At 61.0% G+C, this 24,182-nt stretch carries 22 protein-coding genes; 9 read left to right on the top strand and 13 right to left on the bottom strand.

Features of this window, described 5'->3' with window-relative positions; genetic code table 11:
- Positions 1–54: 54 nt before the first annotated feature.
- The 6 genes from ACYQ2T_RS05145 to ACYQ2T_RS05120 all read right to left on the bottom strand — a co-directional run bounded on the left by ACYQ2T_RS05145 (position 55) and on the right by ACYQ2T_RS05120 (position 7,252).
- Entirely contained in the window at positions 55–507 is a 453-nt protein-coding gene (locus ACYQ2T_RS05145) for a metal-dependent hydrolase (RefSeq protein WP_404844373.1), read from the bottom strand.
- A gap of 1,332 nt (positions 508–1,839) precedes the next feature.
- The gene (locus ACYQ2T_RS05140; RefSeq protein WP_404844372.1) at positions 1,840–3,000 is read right to left on the bottom strand and encodes a SufB/SufD family protein; all 1,161 of its coding nucleotides are present in this window, start codon (positions 2,998–3,000) and stop codon (positions 1,840–1,842) included.
- A 25-nt stretch (positions 3,001–3,025) separates the two neighbouring features.
- Complete coding sequence (locus ACYQ2T_RS05135; RefSeq protein ID WP_459898987.1) at positions 3,026–3,796, bottom strand: ABC transporter ATP-binding protein; 771 nt, start codon at positions 3,794–3,796, stop codon at positions 3,026–3,028.
- Between the two features lie 112 nt (positions 3,797–3,908).
- Positions 3,909–4,649: a rhomboid family intramembrane serine protease gene (locus ACYQ2T_RS05130; protein ID WP_404844370.1), complete on the bottom strand. Its 741-nt coding sequence runs from the start codon at positions 4,647–4,649 to the stop codon at positions 3,909–3,911.
- Positions 4,650–4,775: 126 nt separating this feature from the next.
- The gene (locus ACYQ2T_RS05125; RefSeq protein WP_459898984.1) at positions 4,776–6,464 is read right to left on the bottom strand and encodes a dephospho-CoA kinase; all 1,689 of its coding nucleotides are present in this window, start codon (positions 6,462–6,464) and stop codon (positions 4,776–4,778) included.
- A 41-nt stretch (positions 6,465–6,505) separates the two neighbouring features.
- The gene (locus tag ACYQ2T_RS05120; protein WP_459898982.1) at positions 6,506–7,252 is read right to left on the bottom strand and encodes a hypothetical protein; all 747 of its coding nucleotides are present in this window, start codon (positions 7,250–7,252) and stop codon (positions 6,506–6,508) included.
- A gap of 195 nt (positions 7,253–7,447) precedes the next feature.
- On the opposite strand from ACYQ2T_RS05120, the gene ACYQ2T_RS05115 reads away from it, so the two are divergent.
- A complete protein-coding gene (locus ACYQ2T_RS05115) occupies positions 7,448–8,131 on the top strand; it encodes a flagellar brake protein (RefSeq protein WP_459898980.1) in 684 nt (227 codons plus the stop codon).
- An 87-nt stretch (positions 8,132–8,218) separates the two neighbouring features.
- Here ACYQ2T_RS05115 and ACYQ2T_RS05110 read toward each other — a convergent pair whose 3' ends face one another.
- On the bottom strand, positions 8,219–9,022 hold the full coding sequence (locus ACYQ2T_RS05110; protein WP_459898978.1) for an HD domain-containing protein: 804 nt from the start codon (positions 9,020–9,022) through the stop codon (positions 8,219–8,221).
- Positions 9,009–9,353 (bottom strand): hypothetical protein, encoded by a 345-nt coding sequence (locus tag ACYQ2T_RS05105; RefSeq protein WP_459898976.1) that lies wholly within the window; start codon positions 9,351–9,353, stop codon positions 9,009–9,011. The genes ACYQ2T_RS05110 and ACYQ2T_RS05105 overlap by 14 nt, the downstream gene beginning before the upstream one ends.
- Before the next feature lie 169 nt (positions 9,354–9,522).
- Between ACYQ2T_RS05105 and ACYQ2T_RS05100 the strand changes: the two genes are divergently transcribed.
- The 8 genes from ACYQ2T_RS05100 to ACYQ2T_RS05065 all read left to right on the top strand — a co-directional run bounded on the left by ACYQ2T_RS05100 (position 9,523) and on the right by ACYQ2T_RS05065 (position 18,051).
- Positions 9,523–9,957 (top strand): response regulator, encoded by a 435-nt coding sequence (locus ACYQ2T_RS05100; RefSeq protein ID WP_404844364.1) that lies wholly within the window; start codon positions 9,523–9,525, stop codon positions 9,955–9,957.
- A 286-nt stretch (positions 9,958–10,243) separates the two neighbouring features.
- Positions 10,244–10,624, top strand: coding sequence for a glycine cleavage system protein GcvH (gene gcvH / locus ACYQ2T_RS05095; RefSeq protein WP_459898974.1), 381 nt, complete (start codon positions 10,244–10,246; stop codon positions 10,622–10,624).
- Positions 10,625–10,650: 26 nt separating this feature from the next.
- Complete coding sequence (gcvPA, locus tag ACYQ2T_RS05090; protein ID WP_459898972.1) at positions 10,651–11,985, top strand: aminomethyl-transferring glycine dehydrogenase subunit GcvPA; 1,335 nt, start codon at positions 10,651–10,653, stop codon at positions 11,983–11,985.
- A complete protein-coding gene (gene gcvPB / locus ACYQ2T_RS05085; RefSeq protein ID WP_459898970.1) occupies positions 11,982–13,427 on the top strand; it encodes an aminomethyl-transferring glycine dehydrogenase subunit GcvPB in 1,446 nt (481 codons plus the stop codon). The genes gcvPA and gcvPB overlap by 4 nt, the downstream gene beginning before the upstream one ends.
- On the top strand, positions 13,417–14,793 hold the full coding sequence (locus ACYQ2T_RS05080) for a dihydrolipoyl dehydrogenase family protein (protein WP_459898968.1): 1,377 nt from the start codon (positions 13,417–13,419) through the stop codon (positions 14,791–14,793). The genes gcvPB and ACYQ2T_RS05080 overlap by 11 nt, the downstream gene beginning before the upstream one ends.
- 89 nt (positions 14,794–14,882) lie before the next feature.
- Positions 14,883–15,518: a Maf family protein gene (locus ACYQ2T_RS05075; RefSeq protein ID WP_404844359.1), complete on the top strand. Its 636-nt coding sequence runs from the start codon at positions 14,883–14,885 to the stop codon at positions 15,516–15,518.
- A gap of 255 nt (positions 15,519–15,773) precedes the next feature.
- On the top strand, positions 15,774–16,274 hold the full coding sequence (locus tag ACYQ2T_RS05070) for a phosphatidylglycerophosphatase A family protein (RefSeq protein ID WP_459898966.1): 501 nt from the start codon (positions 15,774–15,776) through the stop codon (positions 16,272–16,274).
- A 112-nt stretch (positions 16,275–16,386) separates the two neighbouring features.
- A complete protein-coding gene (locus ACYQ2T_RS05065; protein WP_459898964.1) occupies positions 16,387–18,051 on the top strand; it encodes a bacteriohemerythrin in 1,665 nt (554 codons plus the stop codon).
- Between the two features lie 107 nt (positions 18,052–18,158).
- Here the strand turns inward: ACYQ2T_RS05065 and ACYQ2T_RS05060 are convergent, their stop codons facing one another.
- The 5 genes from ACYQ2T_RS05060 to ACYQ2T_RS05040 all read right to left on the bottom strand — a co-directional run bounded on the left by ACYQ2T_RS05060 (position 18,159) and on the right by ACYQ2T_RS05040 (position 24,176).
- Entirely contained in the window at positions 18,159–18,386 is a 228-nt protein-coding gene (locus tag ACYQ2T_RS05060; protein WP_459898962.1) for a rubredoxin, read from the bottom strand.
- Between the two features lie 602 nt (positions 18,387–18,988).
- Positions 18,989–20,224 carry an ISL3 family transposase gene (locus ACYQ2T_RS05055; RefSeq protein WP_459897527.1) on the bottom strand — a complete coding sequence of 412 codons (1,236 nt, stop codon included), beginning with the start codon at positions 20,222–20,224 and terminating at the stop codon, positions 18,989–18,991.
- A gap of 1,048 nt (positions 20,225–21,272) precedes the next feature.
- Complete coding sequence (pal, locus tag ACYQ2T_RS05050) at positions 21,273–21,809, bottom strand: peptidoglycan-associated lipoprotein Pal (protein ID WP_404844355.1); 537 nt, start codon at positions 21,807–21,809, stop codon at positions 21,273–21,275.
- 188 nt (positions 21,810–21,997) lie between these two features.
- Positions 21,998–23,320 carry a translocation protein TolB gene (locus tag ACYQ2T_RS05045; RefSeq protein ID WP_459898960.1) on the bottom strand — a complete coding sequence of 441 codons (1,323 nt, stop codon included), beginning with the start codon at positions 23,318–23,320 and terminating at the stop codon, positions 21,998–22,000.
- A 1-nt stretch (position 23,321) separates the two neighbouring features.
- A complete protein-coding gene (locus ACYQ2T_RS05040) occupies positions 23,322–24,176 on the bottom strand; it encodes an energy transducer TonB (protein ID WP_459898958.1) in 855 nt (284 codons plus the stop codon).
- Positions 24,177–24,182: the final 6 nt, after the last annotated feature.

Genomic DNA, 24,182 nt, shown 5'->3' with positions numbered 1-24,182 from the left:
ATCCCCCCAACTGGCGAGGTGCCGCCAAAGCAGCCCCCGCATTCTTTTCGAAACCTACAATACCCAGTCCAGAACAAGGTGCGAAAAGTACCCAATGACCGCGGCGGCGTAGTACGGCGCCAGCACCTCAACCCCGGTGCCAAAAAAGCAATACGGCAAAAGCAGAATCGGAAGCGGCACGATGAGCATGGCCCACCATGTATGCGTCCACCCCCGGTGCTGCCCCACTGCCGGAAGCATGGCAACAAAGCCGAGTATCGCGGCCCAACGGTATTTTCCGAACCACAAAAGCGTAAGGTCCGCCACGACGAGAATGGCGTAGAACAGGCGCTGCCCCTTGGAATCCGTATCCACGTCGGGGAAAAGCGCCGTCAGCGTCGCAATCGCCATGAGGGCCACGCCCTGCACGGGTTCCGGCTGGTACATGGGCAACCACAGGGCAAGAGAAAGCCACACGCCGCCAGCGGCAAGCGTCCCGCCAACTACGTGTCCTTGATATCCGGGCATCAGGCCTGACCTCGGTCCGATTGTCTGGTTCTTGTCCAGTTCTGTGCATCCATGTTGACCTCTTTCCAGTCACACACCCGGGTGACCGAGTCAGACTTTTTACTCCTCCCGCTACACAAAGACAAGCGCGTCAGCCCCCTTTCAAACGAATTCCCGCCAAGTGCGAAATTTCACACGGTGGTGCCTTTTGATGGGCCGGGTCGTTACGCCGCATTCAAGAGGTTAGCTCCGCTGGTTTAAGGGCGTTGCCCTTAAAAATCCCAAGGTTTTCGGGCTGGAAGCCAGCCCGAAAAAAGGCCTCTGCGCGGCCGCACCCATGGACAGTCCCCCGCCCCGCTCAAAGCTGACGAAAGGCCATGATTGCAGCCGCGTGGACCGTGGGAGACGTGGCGTATGAACAGGATTCTTAAGGATGAAATCCTTAAGCCTGCGGAGCACAAAGAGGGTGGCAGAGACGACGTGGTCGTTACGCCGCATTCAAGAGGCTAGCTCCGCTGGTTTAAGGGCGATGCCCTTAAAAATCCCAAGGTTTTCGGGCTGGAAGCCAGCCCGAAAAAAGCCTCTGCGCTGCCGCACCCATGGACAGTCGCCCGCCCTGCTCAAAGCTGACGTAAAGCCATGATTGCAGCCGCGTCGGCCGTGGGAAACGTGGCGTATAAAGAGGATTCTTAAGGATGAAATCCTTAAGCCTGCGGAGCACAAAGAGGGTGGCAAAGACGACGTGGTCGTTACGCCACATTCAAGAGGTTGCCTCCGGCGGTTTAAGGGGTGCGACCCCTTAAAAATCCCGAGGTTTTCGGGCTGGAAGCCAGCCCGAAAAATGGCCTCTGCGCTGCCGCACGCGTGGACAGCGCCCCGCCCCGCTCAAAGCTGACGAAAGGCCATGATTGCAGCCGCGTGGACCGTGGGAGACGTGGCGTATGAACAGGATTCTTAAGGATGAAATCCTTAAGCCTGCGGAGCACAAAGAGGGTGGCAGAGACGACGTGGTCGTTACGCCACATGCAAGAGGTTGCCTCCGGCGGTTTAAGGGGTGCGACCCCTTAAAAATCCCGAGGTTTTCGGGCTGGAAGCCAGCCCGAAAAATGGCCTCTGCGCTACCGCACGCGTGGACAGCGCCCCGCCCTGCTCAAAGCTGACGTAAAGCCATGATTGCAGCCGCGTGGACCGTGGGAGACGTGGCGTATGAACAGGATTCTTAAGGATGAAATCCTTAAGCCTGCGGAGCACAAAATGGGCGGCACTCCCTCCACCGTCCGTCCAAACGAAAAAAAGGCGCCCCGGTCAGTTGACCGGGGCGCCTTGAGAAGCACGGATGCTCTGCATGCGTCGCTACATGGCGTCGCTGGCGTCGAGCTGGTTAATCTGCTCTTCGATGGCGGTCTGCAGTTCGCTGGGCAGGCCGTCCATTTCGACGTTGAGGAAGCCGCGCACGATGGTGGACGTTGCTTCGTCCTCATCGAGACCACGGGCCTGCAGGTATTCGATTTCTTCCTGCGCGATTTTGCCGACGGCGGCCTCGTGGGAGAGTTCCACGCCTTCGAGATGGCCGTCCAGCTCGGGGATGGCGTGAATGCGGCCATCGCCAAGGATGAGGCCCTTGCACTCCAGATGCCCGCGCGCGGGCACGGCTTTGGCGGAGATGCGTCCGGGGGCGACGATGGTGCCGCCGGTGGTCAGGGTGCGGGAAATGATCTCGCCGCGGGTGTCCGGGGCGTTCAGATTCAGCACGCCGCCGGAGTTCACGTAGGAGCCTTTGGGCGCGACGATGACGGAGTTGAGGCGCGCGCGGGCGCCGGCGCCGTCAAGGTCGATGATGGGGCTGGACTGCAGATTGCCTACGGGCTTCATGAGCACGTAGTTGTTCTGGAACTCGCCGCCAGCCTGAATGACGCCGCGCGTGCGGGGCCGGACGACGACTTCTTCGCCCCAGTTGTGAATCATGGTAAAGGTCAGCTTGGCGTTCTTGCCGATGTAGAACTCGGAAATGCCAAGATGGGCCGCGGCTTCGGTGGCGCTGGAAACGGCGCAACCGGTGATGAGGTGCAGCTCGGAATCGTCCTCGACGATGACGATGTTGTGCACGTTCTGGCCGACCTTGTTGCCCTTCATGAACAGACAGGACTGCACGGGCGCGGTAAGCTTGGCGCCCTTTTCGGTGCGGATGAAGTAGCCGCCGTGCAGATTTTCGCGGGCGGCGCGGGTGAACTCATCCTTGTCCGGGTCCATGAGGTTCCAGTAGTGCTGGGGCAGGCCGTCGTATTTCTTGAGGGCGGCCTTGATGTCCATGAGTTCAACGCCCTGCTGCGTGGTGGTGCAGTGCACGGCGCTATGGTTCATGTGCAGAAAGCTTCCGGCGCGGTCCTGCTCGTTGACATCCACACCTGCCATGAGCAGCCGCTTCTTGTCTGCGGGGTCCAGCGTCCGCAGGTCCTCAATGGACGCGGATTCCGCGCCCGAGAACGAAAAATCGGACAGATTGACGTCTTTCATATCTCTCTCCGCAAAGGCGTTGTCGTTATTTGGTCAGACAGCGAACGCATTCCTGATAGCCGTACTTGCCCACATGCTCCAGAATGTCGCGGGGGCGGGCCTCACAGCACAGATGGCCGTTGTACATCACCTGACCACGGTCAGCGTTGATGTAATCAAGAATGTAGCCGGTGTGGGTGATGATGAGTCCGGAGCGCTTGTGGCTGGACTTCATCTCCTTCATGGACAATTCGGGATGCGGGGTCACGAAACCGTCCAGCAGCTTGCGCGCGGTCTTGCCGATGAGCTTCATGTTCTCAAGGTCCACGCCGGATTCAGGCTCGTCAAAGAGGACGAGGTCCGGGGCCTGAGCCATGAGCTGGAGCAGCTCGGAACGCTTGATTTCGCCACCGGAGAACCCGGCGTTGATATCGCGGTCGAGGAAGCTGGAAAAATTGACGCGCTCGGCGAGGTCGTCAACGGGCGTGGTGCCGTTGTGCCCGTGGAGGCCACACATTTCCACGAGGTTGCGGGTCTTCAGGCCGTGAATCGTCGGCGGACGCTGGAACGACATGCCGATGCCAAGGCGCGCACGCTCATGAATGGGCGCGTAGGTGATGTCGTGCCCCTTGAACAGGATACGGCCACCCGTGATGGAGTAGTTTCCAAAACCCATCAGCGTCATCAAGAGCGTGGTCTTGCCGGAGCCGTTGGGGCCGAACAGGATGAACGTCTCACCCTCGGCAATGTGCAAGTCAATGCCCTTCAGCACTTCCTTGTCGCCGATATTTACGTGGAGATCTTCGATTTTCAGCATATCGCGGTTCCTTTCGGTGGTTTCTCGCAACGGCACGTAAGCCCGAAGCGCCCCAAAGACATAATCAGAATCTGAAAAATGTCCACTCTCGTATGGGCGCAGGTGGCCGTTTTCAATGCCGCCTGCGCGAGCGCGCGGCCCCGGGGTCGCCCTCGGGAATCCGGCAAAAATAGCACCGCCCCTTCATGCGAAATGCGGGCAATAGCACCATCCCCGCCACAAAGCCCCCAGCATGCGCCCACCACGCAATGCCGCCGCCCTGCTCCGGCGAAATGGCGGAAAACACCCCGGAAAAGAATTGTGAAAAGAACCACACGCCAAGGTACACAATGGCCGGAATCTCAATAATGAAGGGAATGATGACGATGGGGATAACGGTAATAACGCGCGCGTGGGGATAGAGCAGAAAATACGCTCCCATCACCCCGGCAATGGCTCCGCTAGCCCCCACCACGGGCACCTGCGAATGCAGGTTAAACAGCATATGCGCCACCAGCGCGGCCAGCCCGCACAGCAGATAAAAGAGCACAAACCGCACCGGTCCCATCACGTCCTCAATGTTGTCCGCAAAAATCCACAGCGTCCACATGTTGACGATGAAATGCATCCAGCTGCCGTGCAGAAACATGTAGGAAAAAAAGGCGTAGAAGCCGCCGGGCGGATAGCCCAAACTGCTGGCAAGAACAGGGTCGGCAAAGCGCGAGGGCACCACGCCCAGCAGATGAAACATCAGCGCGGCTTCACGCTCGGGCATATAGATGGTGAAGGCAAAAACAATGGTGTTCGCGACAATGAGCGCCCAAACCGCGTAGGGCTTGTGCACGCGGGGGATATTGTCGCGAATGGGGAACATGAAGGGCCTCCCTGCTTGCGTTACGAAATATTAAGCCAACGCCACGGGACGGCAGGAGCACGGCGCGCCCGGGGCAGGCGGCTTACCCGCCCGCCCCGGTCCATGCGCGCAGTCAAAAACCGTGCTCTACGAGGCTGTCGTGCCAGCGCCAGCGGATGCGTCTTTATCGCCGCTCCACAGCGCCATAATGCGCTTGTGCTCGCGCTCCTCGGCGGCGCGCCTGTCGGCGTCGATACGCTGGAGCAAGCGGCGGGCTTCGGCGTGCAGGTCGTCCAAGGTGCCGCCGTTTTCCACGACGTGAGCGCAGCGGGCCAGCTTGTCGGCCTCGGGCCACTGCCACGCTTCAAGGGCGGCCATGGTGGCCTCGTCCCAGCCCCGGTCTTCCAGTCTGCCACGGCGGACGGCTTCGGGGCAATGCACACCAACCACCATATCCACAATTCCCCGCTCGTCCCAGCCGCCTTCGACCAAAAGCGGCACCTCGGCAGCGGCAACGGGAGCGTCCGCGTGCTGCGACCAAAACTCCTCAAGCCTGTGCCGCACAAGGGGATGCACAATGTCGAGCACCTCGCGCCGGAAGTCCTCGGACTGGCGCATCCCGGCAAACAGGCGGCCCTTGGCCACAGGCTCGCCGTCCGGGGCGTACTCCTCGCCAAAGCGGCGGCGGACGAGGGTCCAGCCGTCCTCGCCGTGCTCATAGAGCGCGGCAACGGCATCGTCGGCGCTAAAGACCGGCACCCCGGCCTCTCGCAGAAAGCCCGACAGCGCGGACTTGCCGCAACCGGGCATACCCACCACGCCAAGGCGCACCGTGGTCCGCGCCAGCGTAAACAGCAGGCGGCGGAAATCCTCGGGCGGCTCAAGCACAAAGCGCATGTCCTGCCCCGTCGTAGGATGCGTAAAGCCAAGCCGCCACGCATGCAGCATCTGGCGGGGGGCAAGGGATTCGTCATGGCCGGAGTCGCGCAGCCACTCCTTGTGCTGGCGCGCGCCGTAGATGGCATCGCCCATGAGCGGATGGCCGATGTGGGCCATGTGCACGCGAATCTGATGCGTGCGCCCGGTGTAGATGTGCACCCGCACAAGACTGGCTTGCCCATCCGGGCTGGACCACAGGACTTCCCAGTCGGACAGCGCGTCGCGCCCGCCCTTGTCCACCACAGCCATCTTGGTTTTGCTTTTGGGGTCACGGCCGATGGGGGCGTCGATGGTGCCGGTCTGTCGGCCCGAGGACTCGTCCTGCGGCACACCATGGACAATGGCAAGATAGTCCTTGTCCACATCGCGCCCGGCAAAGGCGGCGCTGAGGGCAAGGCGCGTCTTTTCATCAAGGGCCACAAGCAGCAGCCCAGAGGTGTCCTTGTCGATGCGGTGGACAATGCCGGGGCGCTCGCCCTCCATGCTCATAATGGCGGGAAAGTGATGTGCCAAGCGGTTCACAAGGGTGCCGCTTGGCTGCGCGGGGGCGGGATGCACGGTCAATCCCCACGGCTTGTTCACCACCACAAGGTGCTCATCGGCGTGGATGACGTCGAGCGGCGCATCCTCCGGCGCAAGCTCCGCCGAGGGGAGGTCCACCGTAAGGGTGATAGTCTCGCCGCCGGAGAGCTTGAGCTTGGGCTTGCGGGCGACTTCGCCGTCCACGCTGGCGCTGCCGGACTTAATAAGGCTTTGAATCTTGCTGCGCGAGAGGCCGCCGTCCTTGAAGGCCGAGGACAAAAACACATCCAGCCGCTCACCGCCCATGGTCCGGGGGACCACAGCACTCCAGACGCCATTCTCGCTGACGTCGCCGGTAGGTCTATCGCTTTGCATATTCTGCTGTATCTCGTTTGGCTAAAGAGGGATGAGGCGCGCTACAAATACGCCTGCGCCACCGCGAACATGTCCTCATAGGAACAGCGCGTGCGCAGGGCCGTGGCAAGCTCCGCCGCCATGGCCATTTTGCGTTCCGCCTCATGCAGGATGCCGTCGTACCGGGCATCCAGACAGGTTTTGATAAAGCTCCGGTCAAAGCCGTCGCTGACGAGGGTCAATCCCTCGCGAAAGAAGACGCACCGGGAACTCTCGGCAAAGGGCTCAATGGTGCTTGTGCCCTCGTGCCGCGCCCAGATGACGTAAAACATCAGTTTGACCAGCAGCTGGTCGGCGGGCATGCGGGTATCCACGGTGACCAGATACTCCTGCGTGTTGCCCGCACGGGCCTTTTTGACCATCTCCAGCGCCATGCGGGTGATTTTTTCCTCCGGCATGTGCTGGCAGGGAAAACATGCGGCCATGCGCACCAGCGACTTGCGCGGGTTCTCCCCCGCCGCCATGGACAGGTGCGCCTCGCGCATAAGGCCAAGGCGCTGGCGCAGTCCATCAAGGGAGGTCTGCGCGCGGATGACGCACACGCGTCGAAACTGCTCGTCCGTCAGGCCGGTGAAGGCCGTCTCCAGCAAATATTTAATGTACGGCTCTTCGGTGCGCTCGGCTTCCTCCTGCGCGGCCTTGGCCGTGACCTTGGTTCCCATAATCTTTTTGAGGGACAGCCAATAGGCGGCAATTCCCTCAAGGGGCATTTCCGTGATGTCGACAGTCTGTTCAGCTTCCGCAGTCACGCCAGTCTCTCTTGCATATGATGGTCGAAGTTCATTGCCGTGCCTGAAAAAAACGGTATCCCATTTCCCGCCAAAAAAGAACCTTGTCGCTCCTGTGAGAAATCCCCACCTCTTTAGGCGAAAATCCTATTGTCCCTCATAGCCGTCTATGTCACACGCTTCCATATTCGCAGACTCAACCATGCAACAGGAACCATGACACAAACAACCGCTCACGCCACGCAACAACGCCCCAGCAGCATTCCGGACAGCCTGTACCACCTGCGTCCCGGAACACGCCTTGTGATCGACGCGGCAGGCCTCGGCAAACGCATTCCTACCCGCTACATCGGGCAGGACAGAGGGCGCTGCTTCATCGTGCATATGCCGCCGTCCGCCACACACCCGGATGTGTATGACCACACCTACACCGGAAATACCGTGGTGGTCCGCTACATCAAAGATGGCAACGTCTGGGGCTTTGTCACCACAGTGCAAGGGCGCATCGCCAAGCCCCAACGCCTGCTGTTTCTCGACTTTCCAACATCCGTAGAGTCCCACAACCTGCGCCAGCGCCATAGGGTGGAGTGCTCCTTCCCGGCTTCGGCTTGGCTGCGGGGGGAGCTGGTGGACACCGTCATCACGGACATCAGCACCGGCGGCTGCCGCATCAGCCTCACAGGCTCGGACCACGCTGTTGATATCAACGACGAAGTGGGCATTGAAAGCGCCATCTTCCTGGCCACCGGCCCCGGCAACCTGCTCACGGGCTGCGTGCGGCGCATCTCCCGCAGTGCGGCGGGCACGGACATCGGCATCCGCTTCGCGGACGTGCCGGAGCACGTCATGGAGCACATCGACGCCTATGTGGAGCGCGTTTCGGAACTGTTAACGCCCTAGCCACGCCCTCCCCCACCAGACGCAAAGCGCCCCGCCACGGCCATGCCGTATCGGGGCGCTTGTCGCATGCAGTGCCTGAGCGAAATGCTAGGCGGAGCAGGCGGGTCGGGCCTCAAGGTCGCGCCGGACACGGCGGACCGCATCGCGCAGTTCCGGCTTGTCTGGCAAGCCCTGCGCCAAGGCATCAAAGAACCCGCGCTCCAGCACCGCCATCTTGCTGGCGGCGAAATTGAGATCATACGTCCAGCTCATCAGCATAAGCCGGAAGTCGTTGAAATACTGCATCTCCGTGTACTTGGCCTGCTTGTGGGAGGCAAGACGCTCCAGCAGAACCGGCGTATACGATGCCGGGTCGTCCACAAGGCCGAGGGTCACCACGGAGTTTTCATGTGCGTCCGGGCTGAAGTAGGACAGCACCACACGGATGATGTCCAGCTTGTCCGCGTCGCGCACCACCCGCAGGGCGGTGTCTACGTCCGCAGGCAGACCACGCGGCATAAAACGGCGGTTATGCAGACAGACCACGGTCTGCACCAGCTTGCGCTGGTCCTCGGGCAGGTCCGCTATCACGCCTTCCTCCCGCAGGGCCTTGAGGCCAAGGCGGCCGTGATTCTCGGACACGCTGTCGTCAAAGGTGCGCCAGCGCGCATACTGTGGAAAGCGCCCAAGGTCATGATACAGCGCGGCCAAATGCACCAGATGCATAAGCTCCGCCGTCATGTTGCCGTCGCCGCTGAGGCTGGCAGTAATCATGCGGGCTTCATCCAGCACACGCAGGCTGTGGTCCCGCTTCAGGTCCACATTTTCCCTATCCTCGTCGCTGTCGCCACGAAACCGCCGCACATACTCGTCAAAAAAGGCAAGGTGCGGCGTTATGTCAAAAGTCTTCATGCGCGTTCAATCCTCTCTCGCTCGGCGGCATATTCGTCTTTCGATATCCGCCCCTCAGCCACGTCGCGCGCAGGCCCGCCAAGGCGGCCTTGCGCTGACGGCGCTCGTCTATATGCTCCGTGCCAAATTCCTTCGGCCGAAATTTTCCTTGTGGGCCGTACAGATACCGCAAAAAGAAAATGATGCCCGCAAAGGTCAGCACCATGGCCCCTATGCGCACGGCGGAGGCCAGCCACGGGTTCACCGTGCTGCCCGGTCCCGCCGCCATGGCCGAGGTGGCCAAAACCACGGTCAGAAAAAAAGAAATGCCGATGGCACGAAAGAAATCCATTATTTATCACTCCGCAAAAAATCGCACGCCACGGGCCTTCCCGGGCGCAGGCAAATGCACTTTACGCCCTCTTGCCAAGCATCTCAACCTGTTGGCGAATATTGCAACGCGCGGCAAAATCCTTTAAGGAACACATTACGCAGGATACTCACAACATATGGGGGAACCGATGCGATTTCTGATAGTCGACGACGACTTCGACAGCCGGCGGCTCATGCAGAAAATACTGTATCCCTACGGATACTGCGATGTTGCCGTTGATGGCGAAGAGGCGGTGGAGGCCTTTAAGCGTTCGCTCAACAATGACGAACCCTACGACCTCATCTGCCTTGACATCATCATGCCGAACATGGACGGGCAGGAAGCGCTTCAGGAAATCCGCGAAATCGAAACCGAACGCGGCATCTCAGATGAGGCCCGCATCAAAACGGTGATGATTTCCGCCCTTGACGATACCAAGGAACTGCACGACGCCTTCTTTCTTGGCGAAGCCACGTCCTACCTCGTCAAGCCCATCCGCAAGAAAACACTCCTCAACGAGATGCGCAACCTTGGGTTGTCCATCCAGCTCAAGGAGGGACAAGGCAAAGCCGTGGAGGCATAGGACGCCCGTTCTTTTCGTCCCCTTCACCACTCTTGTCAACCATAGAGGACGGCCGCTCCCGGCGGCACGTCCTCTTTCGGCGCGCTGTGCGTCCCCGCCTTTTCCGCGCAGCGTTCTTTAGCATCTCTCTAACACTCTCCCCTTGCACGCATTTCTGCAAAAGGATATGTCCGCAGTGTGCTCGGACGCGCTGTGTTTTGCGTCCTACGCCGCAACACGAGAACCCATCCGAACGGCCCATGCGCCGCAGCGCCGGGCCCCGGCCATACACCAAGGAGGTGCGACCGTGATTCCAAAGGACCTGCTGTACGCCAAATCCCACGAGTGGATACGCATAGAGGGCGAAACCGCCACCATCGGCATCACCCATTTCGCGCAGGAGCAGCTTGGCGACCTGACCTATGTGGAGCTTCCCGAGGTTGGCGAATCGTTTGAGGTTGGGGATGAAATCGGCTCCGTGGAGTCCGTGAAGGCCGCCAGCGAAATCTACGCCCCCGTCGCCGGCACTGTGGCCAGCGTCAACGAGGAGCTGGAGGACGCCCCGGAAAAGGTCAACGAAGACCCGTACGCCAGCGGCTGGATGTTCACCATCACCCTCTCCGCCCAGCCCGAAGGCCTGCTCACGCCCGAGGAGTACGAAGCCGTCGTCAACGCCGATTCCCACTAGCCTCAAGCCCCCGCAGGAGCACCACCATGCCGTACGTCCCGCACACCGAGGACGAAACAAGGCAAATGCTCGACACCGTGGGCGTTTCGTCCATGGACGAGCTGTTTGCCGACATTGGGCCACAGCTGCGACCCGCCAGCTTTGACCTGCCCGAAGGCAAGAGTGAAATGGAAGTCATGGCGCATATGGAGCGTCTGGCCGCCAAAAACAAAGTGGATGTCGTCAGCTTTCTTGGGGCGGGGTTCTATGACCACCACATCCCCGCCGCCGTCGACACCCTGACCAACCGTGGCGAATTTGCCACAGCCTATACGCCCTACCAGCCCGAAGCCTCGCAGGGCACCCTGCAAGCCATCTTCGAATACCAAACAGCCATCGCCAGACTGCTGGACATGGACTGCGCCAACGCCTCGGTCTACGACGGCGGCTCCGCCATCTTTGAGGCCATGATGATGGGCGTGCGCGCCACCAAGCGCACCAAGCTCGTCATCAGCGAGGCCCTCTCTCCCATCTACCGCATCATGCTGGCGTCCTACACGTCCAACCTCAAGCTGGACCTCGTCACCGTCCCCCACAAGGACGGCAACACCGACATCGACGCCCTCATTGACGCCGTGGACGACGCCACCGCCGCCGTGGTGGTGCAGAACCCCAACTTCTTCGGCAACGTCAACGACTTCACCGCCCTGTGCGAGCACGCCCGCTCGGTAAAGGCCAAAAGCGTCATCTCCGTGTATCCGCTCATGCAAAGCGTCCTCAAGACGCCGGGCGAGATGGGCGCGGACATCGCCGTGGCCGAGGGCCAGAGCCTTGGCATGCCGCTGTCCTTTGGCGGCCCGTACCTTGGCATCATGACCTGCACCAAGAAGATGGTCCGCCAAATGCCCGGCCGCATCGCCGGGCGCACCACGGACACCGAGGGCCGCACCGGCTACGTGCTGACCCTGCAAGCGCGTGAGCAGCACATCCGGCGGCAGAAGGCGACCTCCAACATCTGCTCCAACCAGTCCCTGTGCGCCCTGCGCGCACTGGCCTACATGAGCCTGCTTGGTCCCTGCGGCATGGAGCGCGTCGCCCTCAAGGCCTCGCACACCGCACACGAGGCCGCCCTGCGCCTCACCGCCCTGCCCGGCGTACAGATGCTGTCGGACGCCCCATTCTGCAACGAATTCGCCATCCGCCTGCCCGTCCCTGCCTATGAGGTGGTGGACCGCCTGACAGAACGCGGCTACGTGCCGGGCTTCCCCCTTGGCCGCTACTACAACGGCCTTGAGGACTGCCTGCTGGTGGCCTGTACGGAAAAGCATACCAGCGAGGATGTGGGCATCCTTGCCGAGATGATGGGAGGCCTGCTGCGATGAAAACCATGTTTGCCCAGTCCACCCCCGGACGCCGGGGCGTGTGCATCTCCAAGCCGGACTGCTGCACGGCGGACTTCCTGCCCGAAGGCATGCGCCGCTCTGCCCCCGCCGAACTGCCCGAACTTGGCGAGCTGGACGTGGTGCGCCACTTTACGCGCCTGTCCCACCTCAACTATGGCGTCGACAGCACGTTCTATCCCCTTGGCTCCTGCACCATGAAGTACAACCCCAAGTTCATGGAACAGGCCGCCGCCCTGCCCGGCTTCACCCGTCTGCATCCGCTGATGGCCCAGCTAAAGGGCGCGGGACACTTCACCCAAGGCGCGCTGGAAGTCATGCACGAGCTGGAAAACCTGCTCTGCGAGACCACAGGCATGGCCGCCTATACCCTGCACCCCATGGCGGGCGCGCACGGCGAACTGACGGGCGCCATGCTCATTGCGGCCTACCACGCCGACAAGGGCAACCAGAAGTCAAAGGTCATCGTCCCGGACTCCGCCCACGGCACCAATCCCGCTTCCGCCCACCTCGCCGGGTTCGACATCGTTTCCATTGAGTCCAAGGACGGCATGGTGGACCCCGAGGCCCTGCGTGAGGCGCTGGACGACGACGTCGCCGCCGTCATGCTTACCTGCCCCAACACCCTTGGGCTCTTTGAGCAGCACCTGCCCGAGATTGTGGAAATGGTCCACGGCGTGGACGCCCTGCTCTACTACGACGGCGCGAACATGAACGCCATCCTCGGCAAAATGCGTGTTGGCGATGCGGGCTTTGACGTGGTGCACCTGAACCTGCACAAGACCTTTGGCACGCCCCATGGCGGCGGCGGACCGGGTTCCGGTCCGGTTGGCGTCTGCGAGCGCCTGCGGCCCTACCTGCCCGTCTCCCGCGTGAAGAAGCTGGAGGACGGCCGCTTTGTCCTCGACTACGACCACCCGAAGAGCATCGGCTACATGGCCCCGTTCTACGGCAACTTCGGCGTCTATCTCAAAGCGTACTCCTACATCGTGCGGCTTGGCCGCAAAGGGCTTATCCGCGTCAGCGAAAACGCCGTCCTAGCGGCCAACTACCTGCGCAAACGCCTAGACAAAGACCTGCACGTTCCGCACAACCGCATCTGCATGCACGAGTTCGTGGCCTCGGTTACCGGGGACGACCTTGGCGGCGTACGCGCGCTGGACGTGGGCAAAGCCCTGCTCGACAAGGGCTACCACGCGCCCACGGTGTACTTCCCGCTCATCGTGCCCGAGTGCCTGATGATTGAACCGACGGAGACCGAAGCCAAGTCCACCTTGGACGACTTCGCCGACGCCCTCATCGACATTCTGCGCACCGCCCGGACGGACCCGGACGCGGTCAAGGCCGCGCCCACAACACTGCCCGTCTCCCGTCTGGACGAAACCAAGGCCGCGCGCCAAATGGTGCTGACCGATGACGCCTAGCCACCTCGTCCGGTACGACCTTGTGGTCATCGGCGCCGGTCCCGGCGGCTTTGCCAGCGCGGAGGAAGCCGCGCGGCGCGGGCAGTCCGTTGCCATCATCGAACGCGGCGAGCTTGGCGGCACCTGCCTCAACAGAGGCTGCATCCCCACCAAGCTCTTCCTCGGCGCCACGGAATGCGCCAGCGACCTCGCCGCGCAGGGCAAAATGAAAGTGGCCTCCGGCGACATCAGCTTCAACCTCCCCGCCCTGCAGGACCGCAAGGGCAAACTCCTTGCCGGAAGCCGCACGGGCATGGAAAAGAAGCTGGCGGGCCTTGGCATCACGCTTCTGCGCGGGCACGCGCGCTTTACCGCGCCCAGCACCATCGCCATAGACGGCGACGAAGCCACAACCATTGAATACGGCGCCTGCGTCATTGCCACCGGCAGCACGCCAACGGCCTTCCCCGGCATGCAGCCCGACGGTGACAAGGTGCTCAATTCCGACGCCCTGCTGGACCTGACGGACGTCCCGGAGCACCTGCTTATCGTGGGCGGCGGCGTTATCGGGCTGGAGCTTGGACGCGTGTTCTCGCGCCTTGGCTCACGCATCACCGTCGTCGAGGCCATGGACCGCATCGCCCCGTGGGAAGACCCCGAGGTCAGCAAGCTCCTTGCCGGCCAGTGCAAGCGCGCCAAGTGGAAAGTCCGCACCGGCCAGCGCGTTGCCAGCCTCGTCACCGAGGACGACCATGCCCTGCTGACGCTGGACTCCGGCGACACCATCACGGCGGACATCGCCCTTGTTGCCACCGGACGCGGACCGGTGACGGATGGGCTCAATCTGCCCGCCCTTGGCGTCACTCCGGATGCCAAAGGCTTTCTGCCTGTTGACGAGCACCTGCGTTGTGCGGCACACGTCTACGCCGTTGGCGACGTCAACGGCATGGCCATGCTGGCGCACACCGCCTCGCATCAGGGGCGCTACGCCGCGCTCCATGCCGCAGGCTGCGCCGAGGCGCCCTACGAATCCGGCCCGGTTCCGTGGTGCGTCTACGGCGCGCCCGAGAGCTTCCGCGTCGGCCTTATGCCCGAGGACGCCACGGCCAAGGGGATGACTGTACGCGTCTCGCGCGCCATGCTGGCGGCCAATCCCATCGCGCAGGCGCACGCCGCCGTGCAGGGATTCATCAAGGTCTGCTGGCATGATGACCGCGTATGCGGCGTCACCGCCGCGGGACATGGGGTATCGCACCTCATCACCCCGGCAACATTGGCCGTTCATGACGGCTGGACGAAAGACGACGCAGACCGTATCATCTGGGCGCATCCGACTTTGGACGAAGCCCTGCTTGACGCGCTGACTGCTGAACAGACAGACAACTAAGCATCACGACAATACATTAGGATTCAACCGGGCCGGGCACCTCCATGAGGCGTCCGGCCCGTGTTCTCCCAACGGAAAAAGACGAGCGCATGAATATTGAGCCCATCGTAGAGCCCGGTCCCTTCGAGGCCGCGCAGCGCATCATTCTCGCCTCCGGCTCCCCCCGGCGGCGCGAAATGCTGGAAAACCTCGGTCTGGAATTCGACATTATCCCCTCCCCCGGCAACGAACCCGCGCCAGCCCCCGACGAATCACCGGAGGACTACGCCCAGCGCGCGGCCATAGCCAAGGCCGAAGCCGTAGCCGAGGACTATCCGGACGCCGTGGTCATCGGTTCGGACACCGTCGTCACGCTGGACGGCGAAATCATGGGCAAACCCTCAGATCAAAACGAGGCCCTGCTCATGCTCTCCAAGCTGGTGGACAACACCCACCGCGTGGTGTCCGGCTGCGCCGTCTTTCATCCCCATGCGTCCCAGCCCGTCGCCTTCACCGTGGCGACGGAGGTCACCATGGGCCCCCAGCCGCTGGAAGTGCTGTTCAGCTACGCCAGCAGCGGCGAACCCATGGACAAGGCCGGCAGCTACGCCATTCAGGGCAAGGGCGGCTTTCTGGTGCAGAGCATCAACGGCTCCTACAACAATGTTGTAGGCATGCCGCTGGCTCATCTGGTGGACGTTTTGCAAGACATCCGCGCCATCCGGCCACGCGCCATGGAGCGCTAGCCGGCCCGCACACGCGCCAAACGGCCCCAGCTTTTGCCGGGGCCGTCTCTTTTTGCTCTGCACGCCGCCGCAGCGTAGCACAAAGACATGGCAAAGCGCCTTCCGCATGCCACTTTTCAGCGTCTGCACGAAGCGAAGACGCCCAAGTCCCCCGGGCGCTTCACCATTTCGCAAAGCCGCAGCGCACCTTGCTATTCCTACTGCGTCGGCGTAAACAACACATTCATTCCACAACATGCATTTGGACACGCTTTCATGACACACATTTCCCGCTCCGACAGCATTGCCACAGCATTCGCCACCCTCGGCCCCATCGGCCATCTGCCCAAGGCTCCCGGCACGTGGGGGGCCGCCGCCGCCGTCATCGCCGCGCCCTTTGTCTTTTTGCCCCTGTCGCCCACGGTGCGCTGCCTTATTCTCGCCGCGCTCTTCATAGTGGGCGGGCTGGCCGCCTCCCGCGCGGAAGCCGTCATCGGCAGCAAGGACCCCGGCAGTGTGGTCATTGACGAAGTGCTTGGGCAGTGGATGGTTTTCGCCCTCTTCCCCATCATGACCACGTGGCAGATTCTTCTCGGCTTTGTCTTGTTTCGCCTTTTCGACATCGCCAAGCCCTGGCCGGTTAAAGCCGCAGAAAACTGGCTCCCCGGCGGCTTTGGCGTGATGATAGACGACCTTCTTGCCGGATTGTACGCCGCGCTCTGCATGTGGGGCGCGCGCTGGGCCTATGTTCACTGGGTGGCCCCGCTCATGAACTAGCCCTTGCCTCCCGGTGCGGTTTCTGGCAGATTGCACCCGTTGTTAGGAATAATTCCTAACAATAAAGACGCAATCACCCGCCATCACGGCGTTTTACTTTTTCGAGGATACCATGACGAACAAAAACATTTTCACCCTGACCACGACCTTGGCAGTGCTGCTTGCACTTGGCCTTGCCCTTGCCGCCCTGCTCGGGCATCCGTCCATGACCTTTGTCGGCGCGGTCAGCTTTGCTGTCGCCGTACTGGCCTCCGCATCCTTTATGCTGGCCACGCAAGGCGCGTACGCCATGAATGAGGCCGTCGCCAAAACACTGGCCCGTCCGGCCAAGGGCGCCCAGCCGCAGCCCCTCGACATCGCCGCCAAGGAAGCCATCCGCCAGTTGGAGGACAACCGGAAGGAATATGAAGCCCTCGCCGCGCGCCTTGAGGCCCAGCAGCGCGAAGCCGACAATTCCATCCGCCAAGCCGCCGAGGCCTCCCGCGTTGCCGAGGAAGCCCGCGAACAGGGCATGACGGAAGTCGCCTCCAAGCTGGACACCATGGTCGGCAAGACCACATCCGCCACCGCGCACATCACGGACCTGACCGACACCATCGCCGAGGGCGCCAAGACCCAGCGCGAACGCATGCAGGAAACCGCCACCGCCATGGTGGAGATGGCCGCCGCTGTCACGGATATTTCCCGCAACACGCAGGAGACAGCCCTCAACGTCGAAAACACGCGCGAGCAAGCCCGTCAGGGCGCAGACATCGTCACGCAGGCCCAGCAAGCCATCATTCAGGTGGACGGCATGACCCACGGCCTCAAGGAACTCATGCACGACCTTGGCCAGCAGGCGCAGGGCATTGGACAGGTCATCGGCGTCATTAACGACATCGCCGACCAGACCAACCTCCTCGCCCTCAATGCCGCCATCGAGGCCGCACGCGCCGGCGAGGCAGGCCGAGGCTTCGCCGTCGTCGCCGACGAGGTTCGCAAACTCGCCGAAAAGACCATGACCGCCACCAAGGAAGTGGGCGAATCCATCACCGGCATTCAAAATTCCGCACAGGCCAACGTGGAGCGCATGGACGAAGCCGCATCCCTCGTCAACAACGCCGCCGAACTCGCCCGCGAGTCCGGCTCCGCCGTGACCGCCATCACCCAGCTGGCTGACGACAACCACATCATGGTTCAGGCCATCGCCGCCGCCTCCGAAGAACAGGCGCAGACCATGGTCGAAATCAACCGCGCCGTGGACGAAGTGAACGACGTGGCCGCGCGCATTGCCGACGGCATCATCAACGCCGCCAAGTCCGCCCACGAACTCACCGGCATGAACGAAGAGCTCAACGTCCTCATCGGCGACCTCAAAAACGTCACCAGCGACGTGCTTATCAACTGGACCTCAGACCTCTCCGTCGGCGTGACCGAAATCGACAAGCAGCACATGAAGCTCGTCGAACTCATCAACGCCCTCTACCGCGCCATGAAACGCGGACACGCCCGTGAGGTCACCCAAAAAATCGTGGACGAACTGCTCGACTACACCGTCTACCACTTCGGGCACGAGGAAAAATACTTCGACAAATTCGGCTACGAAGACACCGCAAGCCACAAGCGCATTCACAAGAAGTTCACCGACACCGTGGGCGAATTCGCCCGCAACTTCAAAGCCGGCAAGGCGGACGTCTCCAGCGATCTGCTCAACTTCCTGCGCGACTGGCTCACCGGGCACATCAAGGGCACCGACAAGAAATACGGTCCCTTCCTGCGCGAGCACGGCGTTAAATAGCAGCGCCCCCAACGCAGCAAAAATGAGCGGCCGCATCCCCGTAAGAGGATGCGGCCGCTTTTTGTGTGGTGCCCGAACAACCGGGACAGGAGGACACACAAATTCCGCTACTGCTCAGTAGGCAGTTCACATTCGGTAGAGCCGTCCGCTCCCGGCCCCGCCATAGGACGAAAACACTTTTTGGTGCCACCACAGATGGGGCAACGCCACGTATCCGGCAAATCCTTAAACTGCGTCCCCTTAGGAATCTTGCCCTTCCGGTCTCCCCTGTCAGGGTCATACACATACCCGCAATTCACCGTCTGGCAACGGTACATCTCTTCAGGCTGCGCCATAACTGCCTCCCCACGCTCATGTTGTCGCTAATAACTATCTTTACTATTTAGGCGCGCGTGGTGCAAGAAAAAATCGGCGCCACGCAGGTTGTGGAGCTTTGGCAGGTGGCGGCGTTGAAGATGAGCGTATTTTTGCTCCGCAGGCTTAAGGATTTCATCCTTAAGAATCCTCTTCATACACCACGCCCCTCACCACCCACACGGCCGCAATCACGCCCCCACGCCAGCCACGCCAGCCACGCCCACGCGGACCACTCGCCCTACGCCCGGCAACGCCTGCACCCCCTTTTTTGGGGCTGGCTTCCAGACCCAAAACCTCGGGATTCTTAAGGGGTCGCACCCCTTAAGTCGCCGAAGGCAACCTCTTGAACCACGCATAACGACCACGTCGGCCATGCCCCACCCATTTTATGCTCCGCAGGCTTAAGGATTTCATCCTTAAGAATCCTCTTTATACGCCACGCCTCTCACCACCCACACGGCCGCAATCACACCCCCACGCCAGCCACGCCCACGCGGGCCACTCGCCCTACGCCCGGCAACGCCTGCCCTCCTTTTTGGGGGCTGGCTTCCAGACCCAAAAACCTCGGGATTCTTAAGGTTCATCTCCCAATTCCGGGGAAGGCTGCTCTGATTTTGAGAAAGAAGTACTCGTCGTCGAGAAAGCCGTAGGCCATCCGTTTGATCACCTTGATCTTGTTGTTGATCCCTTCGAGTAGGCTGGTGTGTAGCGGATATCGGCAGTGTGAGATAATGCCCGAGATGTAGGGTTTGAGGCGCTTAGCGAATTTAATGAGCGGCTCGACTCGGCTTTGCATGGCGCGGCGGTACCAACCTTTCCAAAATCGCTTGGCAGCTTTGGAGTATCGGTAGTCCCAGAGTCGCTTCAAATCCTCCTTGAGGATATAAACCTTCATCAAATTTTTGTTGGCTCGAAGCAGGTCATAGAGCCGGATTCGATCTTCCTGTCGCATGAGATTCCGCCTGTTGCGCAGGAGCAGCCATCGTGAGCCTTTGACAACCTTACGGGCGTCTTTGTCATGATTGAGGCGATTGGCCTCATCGTTTCGGACGCGGTCGATTACTTCTCGGCCATACTTGGCAACGACATGAAATAGATCGTAGACGATCTCGGCTTTCGGGCATTGCGCCTTCACCTCGGCGGCATACGCACCGTTCATGTCCATTGCAACGGCCTCAATTCGGGCACAACCATCACGGCCAAGCAGTTCAAAGAATGGTCGGATGCTCTCCCGGCTGTTGCCTCTTCCTACCCACAGAACCCGCTTGGTGTAAGGCTCGACGATGATCGTGGCGTAGCGATGTCCTTTGCGGATGGCAAACTCATCCATTGCGACAACCTTGACGCCTTTCAAGTCAATGGGATTGAGTTTTTCCGCTAGGTACCGCTTGTCGATTGTCTTCACGGTCTTCCAGTTCAGGCCGTAGCATTCCGCGATGTGCTTAATGGGAAGTATGCGGCAGAGCCGAACAACGGACTCGGCCAGCCGCCTTGTGACACGCGAATACCTGTCGAGCCAAGGAAGCTGCTCCAGCTTTGGTCCACAGACGGGACAATGGACCCGACGCCGGATAACGAGCAAATGCGTTGCCGCGTCGAATACAGGCAAGTCACGAACCCAGCGTTCGACATAGTCGTGAACTGCGCAGACAAGCCTGCCGCACCCGCTGCATCTCATTCGCCTTCGCCTGATTGGAATCAACTCGATCCAGACTTCGGGGTGCTTCCGAGCTTCGCTGGCTTCAAGGCGCTGAACAGTTCCAACACGATACCCTTTCCAGTCTCCCAACAACCGGGTAATCTTGCCCTTGGACAACGGTGCCCTCCTTGTAGCTCTCGTCTGTTGTGCAACTGTCGAGATTACTGAGGGTTTCCGTTGTCCTCAATTTTTTATGTTTCCCCCGGAATTGGGAGATGAACCATTCTTAAGGGGTCGCACCCCTTAAGTCGCCGAAGGCAACCTCTTGAACCACGCGTTACGACCACGCCGGCCATGCCACACTCGTTTTTGCTCCGCAGGCTTAAGGATTTCATCCTTAAGAATCCTCTTCATACACCACGCCCCTCACCACCCACACGGCCGCAATCACACCCCCACGCCAGCCACGCCCACGCGGACCACTCGCCCTACGCCCGGCAACGCCTGCACCGCCTTTTTGGGGGCTGGCTTCCAGACCCAAAAACCTCGGGATTCTTAAGGGGTCGCACCCCTTAAGTCGCCGAAGGCAACCTCTTGAACCACGCGTAACGACCACGTCGCCCATGCCACCCTCGTTTTTGCTCCGCAGGCTTAAGGATTTCATCCTTAAGAATCCTCTTTATACGCCACGCCCCTCACCACCCACGCGGCTGCAATCACACCCCCACGCCAGCCACGCCCACGCGGACCACTCGCCCTACGCCCGGCAACGCCTACACCCCCTTTTTTGGGGCTGGCTTCCAGACCCAAAACCTCGGGATTCTTAAGGGGGCGCACCCCTTAAGTCGCCGAAGGCAACCTCTTGAACCACGCGTAACGACCACGTCGTCCATGCCACCCATTTTATGCTCCGCAGGCTTAAGGATTTCATCCTTAAGAATCGTCTTTATACGCCACGCCCCTCACCACCTACGCGGCCGCAATCACGCCCCAACGCCAGCCACGCCCACGCGGACCACTCGCCCTACGCCCGGCAACGCCTACACCCCCTTTTTTGGGGCTGGCTTCCAGCCACAAAACCTCGGGATTCTTAAGGGGTCGCACCCCTTAAGTCGCCGAAGGCAACCTCTTGAACCACGCATAACGACCACGTCGGCCACAAAAAAACGCCGCCGGTTTTCACCGGCGGCGTTTTTAACGTCGTATCTACCGTGCTCGTGGCGTCTTACTTAAAGAGCTTGAACTCGTCGCGACGGTTCATGGCCCATGCGGTCTCGTTATTTTCGTCGACTGCGGGGCGCTCTTCGCCGTAGGAAACGACCTTGAGGCGGGAGGAGGGCACACCGAGCACTACGAGGAATTCGTAGGCGGCGCGGGCGCGGCGTTCGCCGAGGGCGAGGTTGTATTCTTCGGTGCCGCGGTTATCGCAATGTCCCTCAATGAGGAGCTTCCAAGAGCTGTACTTCTTCAGCAGTTCGGCCTTGGCGGTCAGCAGTTTCTTTGCTTCGGGCTTCAGGTCGTACTTGTCGAAGTCGAAGTAGATCTTGTTGCCGGTGATCGCCTGTTCGGCGGCCACCATGGCCTGCTTTTCGGCAGCCAGTTCCTGCTCTTTGATGCGCTGTGCATCATCGGCGGAGCTGGAGTCTGCGGGCTGGGTTGCAGCGGGTGCGGGTTCTGCGCTCATCTGCTTCTTGGCACAGCCGGTGCCAAGGGCCAGAACAAAGGCCATCATGACCATAACCACCAGGAGTTTCGTTCTCATTACATCCTCCTCGATCAGATTCAGGGACTTTACTCCTAAAAAAGGAAAAACCTTTGCGTCGTCATCAGGTACGAAGGGCGCACGCGGCCCTCGACTTTTTCAGGTCTACCCCGCCATAATACGAAAATCAACAAAAGAACAAGTCATTTCTTGAGAGTTACAATGGTGTCAACGCCTTGGCGCGGGCATTATTCACCGTATCTCGGGCCGAACACTGGATGCGTTGCCGCACCGTCACCTGTGGGCAACAGTTTGGGCTGCGCACCATGCCGCGTGGTAAGATACAGTTTATACTCTCCTGACCTGTTTGATGCAAAGCAGATGAAGTACCCGTCGGGGGAAAATGCGGGCTCCTCATCGCTACCGGGGCCGAAGGTCAGCTGACGTTCCTTTCCGGACTCCATGTCATGCAGAAAGATGCGGTGCCCGTCGGGGGTACGGCGGGAAAACACAATAAGCTTTCCATCGGGGCTGATGGACGGGCTGGTGTTGTATTTGCCGTCGTAGGTCACGCGGGTGACTTTGCCGGACTCCATATCCTTCACAAAGATGTGCGGGTTGCCGCGACGGTCCGAGGTGAAGGCCATGGTGGAATAATCCTTGGTGAAGCACGGCGACACATCGATGGACCAGTTTTGCACCAGCGTTTTGTGAATACGCCGCAGGTCGCGCGTCAGCTCGTAGATTTCCATATTGCCGCGCGTAAGGGCCACGACCACCCGGTCGTCCTTGCTGAATGCGGTGCCGCCGATGGTGGTACCGGGGAGCTTGGACCGGAAAATACGGTTCTCCTTGGAGTCCCAAATGCCGAGGGTGTGGTCGTGGTCGCTATGATGCGCAAAGGCGAGATAGCGGCCCGTGTGGGACCACGCCGGGCTGATGCTGGCGCCGTGCAGATAGGTCACCTGCCGCAGTTCGCGTCCCTGCGGGGTGACGGTCCAAATCTGCCTGTTGCCGTCCTTGCCGGTTTTGGAGAAGGCGATGATGGAGCGGAAGTACTCATCGCGCCCGGTGAGGGCCTCCATAAACGCGGCGCAAAAGAGGTCCGCCACGCGGGAGATATTCTTTTCGTTGACGCCGGAATAGGCCTTCCCCACCACAAGGCGGGAGGTGAAGGTCTCGTACACGCGGCACTCAAGGCGGCTGCCGCCTTGGCCATTGGGCTTCCAGCCCGTGGTCATGACGAGGTCAACCTTGCTGAGCTGAAAGCGCTTGAAGTCGATGCCGCTGCGGGAAACTCCGGCAAGCTGCACACCGCCGAGAACGTCCGTCGGCGCTACTTCGCGGATAAAGGGCAAAAAGGAGAAGTTCTGGCTCACCAACTGCCCGAAGGCAGGGGCAAGGGCCGGAACGGGCGCGGCGTCGAGGCCTTTGGGCGCGGCCTGCGCCAGGTTGACGCGGCTCTGGCCGGGACCGTAGATATCGATAGTCAGCGCCTCGGACGCCCACGCGGTGGCCGAAAGGCAAACCGCGAGGACGACGGCGAGGGCCAACGTCTTAAGCATTTTCATATCACTGCATGTCCTGAAGATTGAAGTTGATGCGAATCTGCCGGACGGTGCCGGGCGGGGGCGGCAGTTGCCGCGTTTCCTGCACGGCCTTCATGACCGAGGAATCAAAATCGGGGCGTCCGGACGCCGCCAAAAGGCGCGACTCCGTAATGCTCCCCTCGGGACCAACACGCAGATACACCGTCGCCACAAGGGCCGCATCCACAGGAATAGACGGAAAGCGCCAATTCTCACGAATAATGGCCTTGACCTGCGCGGCGTAGATTTCCTCCAAACCGGCGGAGACGCCTTCTTCGCTTTCGCCGCCAGCGCCGTCGGCCTGGGTGGCGTCCTGCTTGGCAACCTGCTCACGCAGGGCCGCCAGTTCGCGCTCCACGGTTTTCCGCTGGAGGTGCTTCTTCCACTGCACATCCTTCTTGGCCTGTGCAAGGGCTTCGTTCAGCAAGTCCTGCCGGGACTTCTGGGGCTTCTCCGGAGCTTTTTCCTTGGGCTTCGGTTCTGGCTTTGGTTTGGGTTTCGGCTTGGGGGCCGGTTTCGGCTTTGGCTTTTCCGGGGCTTTTTTGGCCTCGGGCTTTGGCTTCGGCTTCTCCACCTTGGCGGCAATTTCGTTGGCCTGCGGCTTGGGTTTGGGCTGGGGCTTTGGCGCAGGCTTGGCCTTTGGCGGCGGAGCGGGCTTGGCGGCGGCCTTGGGTTTTGGCACGGCCACGCCCTTCTTGGGCGCCAGCTTCACGAGGTCCACCTGATAGACGGGCACATCAAGGTTCACCTTCATGGGAGAAGGTGTGGCCAGATATACCGCCATAAGCAAGATGCCCCCGTGAAGGGCTATGGAAAGAATCCAACTGAGCAGTCGCATAGTGCG

This window comes from Desulfobaculum senezii, from assembly GCF_054657395.1.
Note: the sequence above shows the minus strand (reverse complement) of the source record. Positions and strands in the feature narration are given on the sequence as shown.

Coding starts and splice junctions, on each gene's coding strand:
- ACYQ2T_RS05145 (WP_404844373.1), bottom strand. CDS start 507: ATGCCCGGATATCAAGGACACGTAGTTGGCGGGACGCTTGCCGCTGGC.
- ACYQ2T_RS05140 (WP_404844372.1), bottom strand. CDS start 3,000: ATGAAAGACGTCAATCTGTCCGATTTTTCGTTCTCGGGCGCGGAATCC.
- ACYQ2T_RS05135 (WP_459898987.1), bottom strand. CDS start 3,796: ATGCTGAAAATCGAAGATCTCCACGTAAATATCGGCGACAAGGAAGTG.
- ACYQ2T_RS05130 (WP_404844370.1), bottom strand. CDS start 4,649: ATGTTCCCCATTCGCGACAATATCCCCCGCGTGCACAAGCCCTACGCG.
- ACYQ2T_RS05125 (WP_459898984.1), bottom strand. CDS start 6,464: ATGCAAAGCGATAGACCTACCGGCGACGTCAGCGAGAATGGCGTCTGG.
- ACYQ2T_RS05115 (WP_459898980.1), top strand. CDS start 7,448: ATGACACAAACAACCGCTCACGCCACGCAACAACGCCCCAGCAGCATT.
- ACYQ2T_RS05110 (WP_459898978.1), bottom strand. CDS start 9,022: ATGAAGACTTTTGACATAACGCCGCACCTTGCCTTTTTTGACGAGTAT.
- ACYQ2T_RS05105 (WP_459898976.1), bottom strand. CDS start 9,353: ATGGATTTCTTTCGTGCCATCGGCATTTCTTTTTTTCTGACCGTGGTT.
- ACYQ2T_RS05100 (WP_404844364.1), top strand. CDS start 9,523: ATGCGATTTCTGATAGTCGACGACGACTTCGACAGCCGGCGGCTCATG.
- gcvPA (WP_459898972.1), top strand. CDS start 10,651: ATGCCGTACGTCCCGCACACCGAGGACGAAACAAGGCAAATGCTCGAC.
- gcvPB (WP_459898970.1), top strand. CDS start 11,982: ATGAAAACCATGTTTGCCCAGTCCACCCCCGGACGCCGGGGCGTGTGC.
- ACYQ2T_RS05080 (WP_459898968.1), top strand. CDS start 13,417: ATGACGCCTAGCCACCTCGTCCGGTACGACCTTGTGGTCATCGGCGCC.
- ACYQ2T_RS05075 (WP_404844359.1), top strand. CDS start 14,883: ATGAATATTGAGCCCATCGTAGAGCCCGGTCCCTTCGAGGCCGCGCAG.
- ACYQ2T_RS05070 (WP_459898966.1), top strand. CDS start 15,774: ATGACACACATTTCCCGCTCCGACAGCATTGCCACAGCATTCGCCACC.
- ACYQ2T_RS05065 (WP_459898964.1), top strand. CDS start 16,387: ATGACGAACAAAAACATTTTCACCCTGACCACGACCTTGGCAGTGCTG.
- ACYQ2T_RS05060 (WP_459898962.1), bottom strand. CDS start 18,386: ATGGCGCAGCCTGAAGAGATGTACCGTTGCCAGACGGTGAATTGCGGG.
- pal (WP_404844355.1), bottom strand. CDS start 21,809: ATGAGAACGAAACTCCTGGTGGTTATGGTCATGATGGCCTTTGTTCTG.
- ACYQ2T_RS05045 (WP_459898960.1), bottom strand. CDS start 23,320: ATGAAAATGCTTAAGACGTTGGCCCTCGCCGTCGTCCTCGCGGTTTGC.
- ACYQ2T_RS05040 (WP_459898958.1), bottom strand. CDS start 24,176: ATGCGACTGCTCAGTTGGATTCTTTCCATAGCCCTTCACGGGGGCATC.